General features: G+C 67.7%; 9 protein-coding genes. 4 read left to right on the top strand and 5 right to left on the bottom strand.

The window, feature by feature from the left end; translation table 11 throughout:
- Positions 1-160: 160 nt before the first annotated feature.
- Genes proB through ACZ6YI_RS20910 form a run of 4 tightly spaced genes read left to right on the top strand, consistent with a single transcriptional unit; the run spans position 161 to position 5,387 of the window.
- On the top strand, positions 161-1,300 hold the full coding sequence (proB, locus tag ACZ6YI_RS20925; RefSeq protein ID WP_465780308.1) for a glutamate 5-kinase: 1,140 nt from the start codon (positions 161-163) through the stop codon (positions 1,298-1,300).
- Positions 1,297-2,550, top strand: a complete 1,254-nt coding sequence (locus ACZ6YI_RS20920) for a glutamate-5-semialdehyde dehydrogenase (protein WP_465780307.1) — start codon at positions 1,297-1,299, stop codon at positions 2,548-2,550. Before proB ends, ACZ6YI_RS20920 begins: the two co-directional genes overlap by 4 nt.
- 54 nt (positions 2,551-2,604) lie before the next feature.
- A complete protein-coding gene (locus ACZ6YI_RS20915; RefSeq protein WP_465780306.1) occupies positions 2,605-4,044 on the top strand; it encodes a TolC family protein in 1,440 nt (479 codons plus the stop codon).
- Between the two features lie 23 nt (positions 4,045-4,067).
- Positions 4,068-5,387, top strand: a complete 1,320-nt coding sequence (locus ACZ6YI_RS20910) for an MFS transporter (RefSeq protein ID WP_465780305.1) — start codon at positions 4,068-4,070, stop codon at positions 5,385-5,387.
- Positions 5,388-5,428: 41 nt separating this feature from the next.
- Here ACZ6YI_RS20910 and ACZ6YI_RS20905 read toward each other — a convergent pair whose 3' ends face one another.
- From ACZ6YI_RS20905 to ACZ6YI_RS20885, 5 genes are all read right to left on the bottom strand, one after another.
- On the bottom strand, positions 5,429-6,130 hold the full coding sequence (locus ACZ6YI_RS20905) for a hypothetical protein (protein WP_465780304.1): 702 nt from the start codon (positions 6,128-6,130) through the stop codon (positions 5,429-5,431).
- On the bottom strand, positions 6,127-7,407 hold the full coding sequence (gene kynU, locus ACZ6YI_RS20900) for a kynureninase (protein ID WP_465780303.1): 1,281 nt from the start codon (positions 7,405-7,407) through the stop codon (positions 6,127-6,129). Before kynU ends, ACZ6YI_RS20905 begins: the two co-directional genes overlap by 4 nt.
- A gap of 18 nt (positions 7,408-7,425) precedes the next feature.
- Complete coding sequence (locus tag ACZ6YI_RS20895) at positions 7,426-7,926, bottom strand: hypothetical protein (protein WP_465780302.1); 501 nt, start codon at positions 7,924-7,926, stop codon at positions 7,426-7,428.
- Positions 7,927-8,003: 77 nt separating this feature from the next.
- A complete protein-coding gene (locus tag ACZ6YI_RS20890; RefSeq protein WP_465780301.1) occupies positions 8,004-9,029 on the bottom strand; it encodes an amidohydrolase family protein in 1,026 nt (341 codons plus the stop codon).
- 91 nt (positions 9,030-9,120) lie between these two features.
- The gene (locus tag ACZ6YI_RS20885) at positions 9,121-11,193 is read right to left on the bottom strand and encodes an FUSC family protein (RefSeq protein ID WP_465780300.1); all 2,073 of its coding nucleotides are present in this window, start codon (positions 11,191-11,193) and stop codon (positions 9,121-9,123) included.
- Positions 11,194-11,304 lie beyond the last annotated feature (111 nt).

The following is an 11,304-nucleotide window of genomic DNA, read 5'->3' as shown; positions in this document are numbered from 1 at the left end:
AAAAGAACGCGGTGCTGTGCCCTAGACAGCGGCTGTGCCTGGTGGTGGCGCTGGGTGCCGGGGGCTGGGCGGGGGGGGGGGTCGGGCCCCCCCTACCCCCCCCCCCCCCCCCACCCCCGCTCCCACAACGGTCCACCGCGGTTCTGTTGACGGAGGCACGATGGCATCCGGCTTCACCGAACAGGCCCTGCCTACCTGGCGCCGGGCTGTCCTCAAGGTCGGCAGCAGCCTGTTGACCACGCCGGAGGGTGCGCTCACCGGCGAAAACGCCGACGTGCTGGCCGCCTTCGTCACCGCCAGCCGCGACGCGGGCAGGGAAGTCGTCATCGTCTCCTCAGGCGCCGTGGCGGCTGGCCGTGGCCTCGCGCCGGCCCCCGACCGCAGTACGGGCCTCAGCGGCCGCCAGGCGCTCGCTGCACTCGGCCAGACGCGGCTGGTCGGCCTGTGGCAAACCTTCTTCGATGCGCCGGTCGCCCAGGTGCTCCTTACGCACGACGACCTGCGCAATCGCCGGCGCTATCTCAACGCCCGCACGACGCTGCGCGAGCTACTGGCCCTCGGCGCCATCCCGGTCATCAACGAGAACGACACGGTCGCGGTCGACGAGCTGAAGCTCGGCGACAACGACAACCTCGCCGCCATCGTCGCGGCGCTGGTGGATGCGGACGTGCTTTTCATCGCCTCCGATATTCCAGGCCTTTACACCGCGGATCCGCGCACCGTTCCGTCCGCGCTCCCCGTGCCTGACCTTGCCGAAGTCACCCAGGCGCACCTCGATAGCGCGGGCGGGGCAGGTAGCGCCGCCGGTACGGGTGGCATGCGGACGAAGCTCGACGCCGCGATAAAAGCCGCGGCGGCCGGTATCGAGACGGTGCTGTTCGATGGCCGCGACACCCGCTGCATCGCCCGCCTCGCCGAAGGCATGCTTACCGGCACCCGCCTGCGTGCCCCGCAGTCACGCCTTGCCGCGCGCAAGTACTGGCTGCGGCATGCACCCGCGGCGGGGCGTATCAGCGTGGACACCGGTGCGCTGGACGCACTGCGCGGCCGTGGCGCATCGCTCCTGCCCGGCGGTGTCGTTGACGCGGCTGGCGAGTTCGCGCGCGGTGATGTCGTCGAAATCCTCGCCGAGGGAACGGTGCTGGCCCGGGGCGTCGCCCAGTACTCCGCCACGGATGTCCGGCGGCTCGCCCGGCGGCACACGCGTGACATCGAAGCCGTGCTCGGCTACAGCTACGGCGAGACCATTGTCCACAGGGATGATCTCGTCATCCTCCCCGACCCTGCGAGGACCGCATGACCCACCTTCGAGAACAGGCACTGGCATGCCGCGACGCCGCCCCGGCTGTCGCCGCGCTCGATACGGTCGCGAAGCAGAGGCTGCTGCACGCCATGGCCGATGCGCTCGCGGCAGCCTCTCGCAGCGTGCTCGAAGCGAACGCGCGCGACATGGAGGCGGCGCGCCGGAACGGCACCAGCGCGGTCATGCTCGATCGGCTGCGCCTGGATGACGAACGTCTGGCGGGTGTCGTGGCGGCCATTCGCCAGGTCGCCAGCCTGCCGGATCCGGTGGGCCTGGTGACCCGGCGTGAGGTCCGTCCGAACGGCATCACGGTCGAACGCGTGCGCATTCCGCTCGGTGTCATCGCGATGATTTACGAGGCGCGGCCGAACGTCACCGCCGATGCGGCGGCGCTGTGCCTCATGGCGGGCAATGCGGCGATCCTGCGCGGTGGATCGGATGCCATGCATTCGAACCTCGCCATCGCCGGCGCATTGCGTGGCGCGTTGTCTGCCGAAGGTCTCCCGGAATCAGCGATCACCGTTATCGACGACCCGGGCCGTGAGGCCATGGTGGAACTGCTCCAGCTCACGGATATCGTGGACCTCGCCATTCCGCGCGGCGGTGAGGGCCTCATCCGCTTCGTCGCGGAGCATGCGCGCGTGCCCGTGATCAAGCATTACAAGGGCGTCTGCCACCTCTACGTCGACAGGGATGCGGACGAGACACTCGCGCTCGACCTGCTTATCGACGGCAAGACCAGCCGCCCTGGCGTATGCAATGCGCTCGAGACCTTGCTGGTCCACCACGATATCGCCGCCTCGTTCGTTCCCAAGGCCGTGGCCGCGTTGCACGCCCGCGGCGTGGAGGTGCGTGGCGACGAGACGACACGCATCCTGGCCCCGGATGTCGGCGTCGCCACCGATGAGGACTACGCCGCCGAGTTCCTCGACCTGGTGATCGCCGTGCGCGTCGTCGCGGACATCGACGAGGCCATCACCCATATCCGCCGTTTCAGCTCCGACCACACGGAGGTCATCGCCACGCGCGACATCCTCGCTGCCGATCGCTTCGTGAAGGCCCTGCGCTCGGCGGTCGTGATGGTGAACGCCTCGTCCCGCTTCAGCGATGGCGGCGAACTGGGTCTGGGCACGGAGATCGGCATCTCGACGACGCGCCTGCATGCCTACGGGCCGATGGGCGCCGAATCGCTGACCGTGGAGCGGTTCGTCGTGCGTGGGGAAGGGCAGACGCGGCACCCGGTGTAGCGTAAGCATCCGCCTACGCGATCAGGCGGTCGACGCTGATATGGCGTGGATGCGATGCGGACGATCATGCCCACACTTCGGGCATCGGGATCGACCGGGATCGTGCACATCAGGAGCGTTATCGTCGGGCTGATACTTTGCGTCGCCGCCATCCCCGCAGGGCGGGCGACCGATGCGCCTGTAGCACAGGCGATCACGCTGGACGACCCGGAGCTCTCGTATGCGGTCGACATGCTTTCCGTCGCGCAGGAAGCCGCCAGGCAGGCGTCCGCTGCTCGCTGGCCGAGCGTAACGCTTCGGGGTCAATGGCGCCCTCGTCCTGCTGTCGGGGGAGTCATCGGTAACGGGTCCAGCGGTAGTACGAGCCTTTCGCTCAACCTGACCATTCCCGTCATCGACGAGGCTTCCCGGCATAACCGTGCCGCAGCGGCCCTCATGGCGCGCGTTGGCAATGCGCGTGTCGAAGCAGCTACACAAGAGGCGCTATTGCGGCGCGGCATCGGGGTCTTAGCGGTAGAGCGTGATCGGGAATTGCTTCGGCTCGCCGGGCAGAACGAACTGGCGCTGGCGTCGCTGGTGGACATGGCGAGGATGAGGTTTGAGGCGGGGCTCGCTGCCGTGGGTGACGTGTACGAGGCGGTATCGGCCAACGCGGGGGCGTCGAGGGCGCGCATCGATGCGCAGTTGAGGCTCGATGATTCGCTGGTTGCGCTCCGTCTTATCGGCGGCGCGTCCGCGCCAGCCCTGCCGTCGATCGCCTCGTCCTGGAGGGTCGGGCAGCGCTTCTGCGCGGAGTCAGAGGAGGACGTGGTCCAGCGCGCCCTTCGCCATCCGCGAGTCGAGGCCGCGCAGCACGACCTGGCCGCATCGGAGTGGCGCCTGGCCGCGGCCCGGGTCACCTATCTCCCAAAGCTCCATCTTCAGGCCAGCTACGGCGTCAGTTCGCGGCGGGAGGCGCCGGCGTGGATAGCGTCGGCCGGGTCCCGGGCCCACCGGCGGTCCAGGGCGACGGTCATGTTGGTCCTGAAGCTTCCCTTGCACGGCGCTTCTTCCCCCGCGGCACTCGTCAGGCGCGGCATCGCCGATCGGGATGTGAAGATCGACGCGCTGGACGACCTTCGACGTGATGCCGTGCGCGATACGCGCCGGTTGTATCGAAGGGCCCGGACGGATCGGATGCTGCTTGCCGCCACACGCAGTGCCGTTGCTGCGGCGGAGGCTGCGGTGGACACCGTAAGCGTTGGCCTTGTGGCTGGCACGCATAGCTGGCCGCAGAGACTTCGCGGTGAGAGCCGCCTCGCGGCCATCCGGATCGAGCATTGCCGCGCCCGCTATGCCGCTATCGAGAACGAGCTAAGCCTTCTTCAGCTGGTGGGCGCGTTAACGGCCGACTCCCTGTTGCGGCCGGGCTCGAAAGATCCTGACGCATGCGGCGTGTCGCGCGCGGACACCCGGCAGCCCCGACCGGGCGGGTCGTGTAAGGTGTACTTCTGATTCATGGTTCCAGGTCTTATCGCATGACGCCAAATCCATCGGCCGAACCCGCTGGCACCGATATGCCGCCGTCCGCGCGCGAGCGCCTCAAATCCATCATCGGCGGATCGACCGGTAACCTGGTCGAGTGGTTCGACTGGTATGTCTACGCGGCTTTCACCCTTTACTTCGCGCCGCATTTCTTTCCGACAGGCGACCGGACCGCCCAGCTGCTCAGTGCGGCAGCGGTATTCGCCGTCGGCTTCGTCATGCGCCCGATTGGCGCGTGGATCATGGGCATTTACGCCGATCGCCGGGGGCGAAAGTCGGGCCTCACCCTGTCGGTCACGCTGATGTGCGCGGGCTCGCTGATCATCGCCTGCACGCCGGGGTACGAGACCATCGGTATCGCAGCACCCGCACTGCTCGTGATCGCCCGCATGCTGCAGGGCCTCTCGGTCGGTGGCGAGTACGGTGCCAGCGCCACGTATCTCTCCGAGATGGCGGGCAAGGAGCGGCGCGGCTTCTACTCCGCCTTCCAGTACGTCACGCTTATTTCCGGGCAGTTGCTGGCCATCCTGCTCCTGCTCATCTTGCAGTCGTCCATGGAGAAGGGAACGCTGGATGCATGGGGATGGCGTATTCCATTCGCCATCGGCGCCGTCCTGGCTGTCGTCGTGTTCTGGATCCGCCGCGGTCTCGCCGAAACGGAGAGCTTCAGAGGTATCAAGGCGAACGACGCACCGAAGTCAGGGTTCCTCATCCTCCTGAAACAGCATCCCCGGGAGACCCTCCTGGTCATGCTCCTGACCGCCGGTGGCACGCTCGCGTTCTACGCGTATTCGATCTACATGCAGAAGTTCCTCGTGAACACGAGCGGCTTCAGCAGGGAGGTCGCGAGCCAGATCAATGCCGTGACGCTGTTCGTCTTCATGCTGCTGCAACCGGTCGCCGGGGCCCTGAGCGATCGCGTGGGCCGGAAACCGCTGATGGTCGCGTTCGGGGTGCTCGGTGTCGTGTGCACTTACCCGATCTTCAGCACCCTGGAGACCACCCGGGATCCCATCGTGGCCGGCCTGCTCGTCATGGCAGCGCTCGTCATCGTCACGGGATACACATCGATCAACGCGGTGGTGAAGGCGGAGCTCTTCCCGGCGCATATCCGGGCGCTAGGGGTCGCGTTGCCCTACGCGCTGGCGAATACCCTGTTCGGCGGCACCGCCGAGTACGTCGCGCTCAGTTTCAAGGACTACGGCTGGGAGCAGGGCTTCTATTGGTACGTCACGGCGATGATTGGCGTGTCGCTGGTGGTTTATCTGCGGATGCGCGATACCCGGGCGGATAGCCTTATCGTCGAGGACTGATCGGCACCCCTGGAGTCGCTGCGGTCCAATCCAAACGGGTGTCAGCTGAAGTCCGGCAAGCTGGCGCGCAACTGGTCCGAAACCGATCGCACCGCCCCCCAACACCGCTCCAATGCCGCCAGGAACTGCTTACGATCCACCGCAAGCGTCTCCTGCCTGCCGCCTTCCTCCGGCCGGAACTCCACGAGCAACCGCTCGCCGTCGATCCACGACTGCGTCCCGGCGAAGAAGTCCGGATCGTCGTATTTCGACGACCCGACGCCGCGCGGCATGGCGAATGCGGTGCGGCTGTCGCGCGGTGCGTTGGCGAGCAGGTCGATGGCGACCTCGTAGGAGCCATCGCCGGCTTCGATTTCCAGCGGCACGCGGTCGAGTTCGCGGCCGAGGAAGAGCTCAATGCTCCCGTTAACCGCGACGTGCTTGGCATACCCGTCCATGCGCGCGGCCTTGTTCGCCAGCACGCCGCGCAGGTTTGCTGCGTAGCGGGTCAGTACGTCGGGGTTGTCGCGCAGCCAGTGGCTGCTGACATCGATCAGGGCGATGCGGTGCCCCTCCGTGGTGGCCTCGAGGCCTGGATGACGTACACCGTTCGGAAGGTCCGGCAGTTCCACCGGCAAGCCGCCCGCCTTCAGGCCAAACAGCGTCCGGCCGGGCACGAGACGCAGCCAGTGCGTCGTCGCCTGCATCGCGAAGCCGTCGCCACGTTCGACGTGGGCGGCGGCAAACAGGTCACCCGCGCTCATGCCTGGCTCGCGCGCCAGGCTTCGATCGCTTCGACGGCACCGAGGCAATCCGCAAAGCGGTTGTACAGCGGGGTGGGGGAAAGGCGGATCACGTCGGGCTCGCGCCAGTCGCCGATGACGCCGTTCTTCTCGAGATACCCGAACAACGACCGTCCCGCGTCGCGCCCGGCGCGCACGCGCACCGAAAGCTGCGCTCCGCGCTGCGCCGGATCGTTCGGCGTGACGATGTCCAGCGTGTCATCGAGGCGCGTGCGGATCAGCCAGTCCAGGTACGCGGTGAGTCGGCGGCTCTTCTCCACCAGGCGCGGCATGCCCGCGCGAATGAACACATCGAGCGACGTGCGCAGGGGCGCCAGCGCAAGAATGGGTGGATTGGAAAGCTGCCAGCCATCCGCACCGGGCGTGGGCACGAACTGCGGGCCCATCTGGAAGCGCGTGCTCTTGTCGTGGCCCCACCAGCCGGCGAAACGCGGCACGTCGGCGTTCGCGTGGCGCTCATGGACGAACGCGCCGGCGACGGCGCCCGGGCCGGCGTTCATGTACTTGTACGTGCACCACACGGCGAAGTCGGCGCCGGTTTCGTGCAGGGTCAGCGGCAGGTTGCCCGCGGCGTGGGCGAGGTCGAACCCAACGACACAGCCCGCCTCGTGGCCACACTCGACGATGCGGTTCAGATCGAAGACCTGGCCGGTGCGGTACTGGATGCCCGGCAGGAGGATCAGCGCGACGCGGTGGCCGTGCTCGGCGATGGCTTCCTCGATCGCATCCATCGACAGCGTGCCACCGGCACCGTCGGGCTGCATCTCGATCAGGTCGGTCGCCGGATCGAAACCATGGAAGCGGACCTGCGATTCCAGTGCGTAGCGATCGGTGGGAAAGGCGCCGGCTTCCATGAGGATGGCCGGTCGCTCTTTCGTCGGGCGGTAGAAGCTCACCATCATCAGGTGCAGGTTCACGCCCAGCGAGTTCATGGCGACGACTTCGTGCGGCTTCGCGCCGACCACCTCCGCCATCGCGTCGCGCACGTACTCGTGGTAGTGCATCCACGGCGAACGGCCGCGGAAGTGGGCTTCGACCGCCAGGCCGGACCAGTCATCCAGCTCGGCTTCAAGCGCCGCGCGTACGCCTTTCGGCTGCAGCCCGAGCGAGTTGCCGCAGAAGTACAGCGTCTCGCCATCGCCGTGCGGCGGGATATGGAACTCGTCGCGGAAGCGGCGCAGCGGATCGGCGGCATCCTGGGCGGCGGCCCAGGTGTGCGTGGCTTCAAAACCGTTCATAACGAAAAACCTGGAGCATCAGTTGGGCATGGAATTGGCGACGTCCGTGCAGCCTTTGTCGAAGGTCGCACTGAACTTCGCATCGCCATCCGGGCGCGCGCAGCGCAGCTGGATGGCGTAACCGTTCGCGAAGAAATACCGCTCGTAGTAATCGAGCTTCGTAGTGCCTTCCTTCGCGGAATATACGTTTTCCGTCGGTGCCTTGGGCGTCGCGGCAACGTAGTCCTTCAGGTTGGTGGCGCGGCTGCGCATCTCGCCCGAGAACACCTGGAAGGCATGCAGGTCGGCCGCCTTCTTCAACGTGATCGTGACGCGCGAGAGCGTCGCATCCGCATGGCTGGAACCGGGGACCTGGAACACCTGCGTTTCAGTCTCGCCGCTGGACTGCATGATCATCGACCAGCCGTCGGGCACGTTGAAGTGGATGACTCCGTCTGCCATGGAGATGTCGGTGGCACCCACGGACGGAGCGGCCAGGGCCAGGGCGAGCGGAAGGGCGCGCAGCAACTTGCGGAGCATCGGTTGTTTTCCCCCAGGAAGTCCCGCCATTTTGGCATACCCACCGCGGGCTGGCCGCGAAGGCGGTGTGCGCCGCGTCACGCCACGGCGGCGACAGGCTGGAAGCGGGCCAGGGGACAGCCCAGCCACTCGAGTGCCGTGCCGTGGAACAGGCGGGCACGGCTGGCCTCGTCGAGCCGCAGGGCCTCGATGCAGCTTCCTGGCTCCTGTTCGCCCAGCGGGAAGGGATAATCGGTGCCCAGCATGACGCGGTCGGTGCCGACCGCATCCAGCAGGTAGCGCAGTGCCGCGTCGTCATGCACGCAGGAATCGAAATACAAGCGCTTGAAGTACTCGCGCGGGTTGCGGGCATTGTCCGTGGCAACCAGGTCGGGCCGCATGCGGAAACCGTGCTCGATCCGACCGATGGTGTAGGGGAAGCTGCCGCCACCGTGGGCGAGCATGACCTTCAGGTCCGGCAGGCGCTCCAGTACGCCACCGAAGATCAGGGCGCAGGCCGCGCGGCTCTGCTCGGCGGGCATGCCCACCAGCCACGGCATCCAGTACTTCGGCATGCTGTCGGTGCCCATCATGTCCCATGGATGCACCAGTACCGCGGCGCCAAGGTCGGCGGCCGCTTCGAAGAACGGGAAGAGCTCGGGCGCATCCAGGTTCCAGTCGTTGCAATGCGAGCCGACCTGCACGCCCTGCAGGCCGAGTTCACCGATGCAGCGCTCCATCTCACGAATGGCGAGGTAGGGCGATTGCAGCGGCACGGTGCCGATACCCGCGTAGTGGCGCGGGCGCGATTCGCACACGGCGGCCATGCTGTCGTTGAGGTGGGTATGCAACTCGAGGGCCTGGTGACCCTTCGCCCAGTACGAAAACATCACCGGGACCGTGGACACCACCTGCACCCCGACGCCGAAGCGAGCGTAATCCTGGATCCGGTGGTCGACGTCGAACGCCGACTCCCACACTTCACGGAAGAACTTCCCACCGCGATAGATGCGGTGGTGGCCGCCACTGTGGGTCATGACCGGGAAGCGGTCGTCGCCGAAACGGGACGCCAGATCAGGCCAGTCCCGGGGCAGGATGTGCGCGTGGGTGTCGATCTTGAGCATGGGCCCGAGTGTAGGCTCGCGTGCGCCCGGGCGCCTCTGGCGGTGCAGCATGGGCCTTCACGAGGGAACGGCGCCTGGCGCCCGTGCGCGGTCAGGCCGGCGCGGTGCTGCGCCGGTTCACCACGTGGGCGATGGTGTCGACGTTGTCGGTCAGCCGGTCGGTAAGGCGGCCGATGACCTCGGCCAGGGCCCGGTCCGGCGAACGCGACAGCGCCTCGACCAGCGCTCGCTGGTGGTCACGCAAGCCCGGGGGGATGTCCACGGGATCGGCGCGGGTCAGCGCGATGCCGAACTTGCGCAGCTCGCCCGAGGCTTCCCTGATGAAGGGGCCGACATGCTCCCACTCGAGGGGAATATCGCCTGCTTCGATCAGGGCCTCCAGGGTCATGCCGGTGCGTGCGACGCGGTTGCCGTTGGCGTACAGGGTTTCCGCGAGCTCCTGCAGCAGCGCGGGGGTGCCAGGTTCCGCCCGCAGGCGGTCGACCGACGCCTGTGCGTTCGTACGCGCGGTCCGGGTTGCGCTGCGCACTTCCTGGCGCTTGCGTGCGTCGGCGGGTGCTACCAGTGCATCCAGGTAGTCGGCGTACGCACAAAGCATCTCGGACAACGCGGTGCGCGCCCGGTGGCGCTCCCACGAGGGCCAGAGGACGTAGGCGAGCAGGGCCAGCGCACTGCCGAGCGCGGTGTTGAGCACGCGGTCAGACATGGCGTTGAACGGATCCACGCCTTCGAACGAAAGGAGCACGACGACCGTGCCCGTGAGCGCGGCGACGGCGATGCCGTAATGGGCGCCGGCGAGGTAACGGAATGCGACGCAGAGTGCCGCCATGACCGTCAGGTGCGCCCACACGGCATCCGGCGTAAGCCGCAGCAGGAAGGTGGTGAGCATGAGCCCGAGCACCGTGCCGACAACGCGGAGCAGGCCGAAGTTGAACGTGGCGGCGAAATCCGGGCGCAGCACGATGGCGGCGGTCATCGGCAGCCAGTAGCCATGCGGCAGCGCGAAGTAACGCGAGAGCACGAACGCCAGGGTCAGCACGACGGCGCAACGCACGGCATGCCGGAACGCGACCGAGTGCGGGGTGAGGTTGGCGCGGATCGTCGCCCACGGTGAGGTGCTGCGCAGGGTTTCCGGCAGCGTGGTTTCCTCGCGCTGCGCGCGCTCTTCACCGCGGCTGCCGGCCCAGTTGGTGTTACGCACCACGGCGGCAAGCTGGCCCGAGAGCGCCTGGATATGCGCCGTGATGCCCATGCCGCCCGCACCGGCGGAAAGCAGGGCGCGTTCGCTCGCCTGCAACGTGGCCAAGGCGCGCTGCGCGCGCTCGGGCGGCTCGGCCGCATCGAGCGCCGCGGCCGTGGCGCTGAGTACGCGGGCGGCATCGGCGCGGAACATCTCGCCCATGTTGTTGCGGCTGGTCTCGAGCTCGGCCATGGCGACGAGCTCGAGACGCACGCGCTCCGCCAGCTCGAGCAGCACGCGGAACGCCTCCATGGCGCGGCCGCGTGCGTGGTGGCGGCCGAGCAGGGTGGTCTGCAGGTCGTTCATGGCTTCGGTGAGCAGCGGCGCATCGCTTTCGCGCATGGGTTGCTTCGCCAGCTCGGCAAGGCCGCGGTAGACCCCGGCAAGCGCACGACGCTCGGGCAGGTAACGCTGCAGCGGCCACGCCGCCACGGAAAACAGCGCAAGCAACATGCCGCCGGCGAAGATCAGGCTGCCGCCGCCCAGCGCGCCGCGCCAGTCGGTCGGTACGGCGGCGCAGATCACGAGCAGCAGCATGCTGGTCATGCCCACGCGCGCGAGGTCCGGCCCGAACACGACGAGCAGGCCGCCGAAGAAGCCGCAGAGGATGCACGCGAAGGCCATGGGCAGCACCTGGCTGCCGATGAGGAAGCCGACGAGCCCGGCGGCGCCGGCGGATAGCGCGGCAAGGAACAGGCGGCTCAGCCGTTGCTGGTAGGGCCCGGGCTGGTCGGAGAACATGGTGTCGAGCGCACCGGCGGCGATGCCGATGCCCACCTGCGGGTAGCCGGCGTAGATGCCGAGCGCGAGGGGGAGGATGACCGCCGCGGTGTTGCGCAGCGCGACGCGCATGGGGACATCGGGACGCTTCGTCCGGATCAGCGTATCGACGACGCTGGCGCGAAGCGAGTAACCCTGGCTCATGGTGGAATGACTTGGCCCTTCCTGTGGGCCGATGATTGTGCCGCAGGCTTCCTGACTGGACGGCGAGCGAAGCGGCGGGGTGGAAGCTGCATGGCATTCCACCCCGCGCGG

It is taken from the genome of Luteibacter sp. NPDC104163 (assembly GCF_055584245.1).
This window is presented reverse-complemented; position numbering and strand designations above follow the sequence as displayed.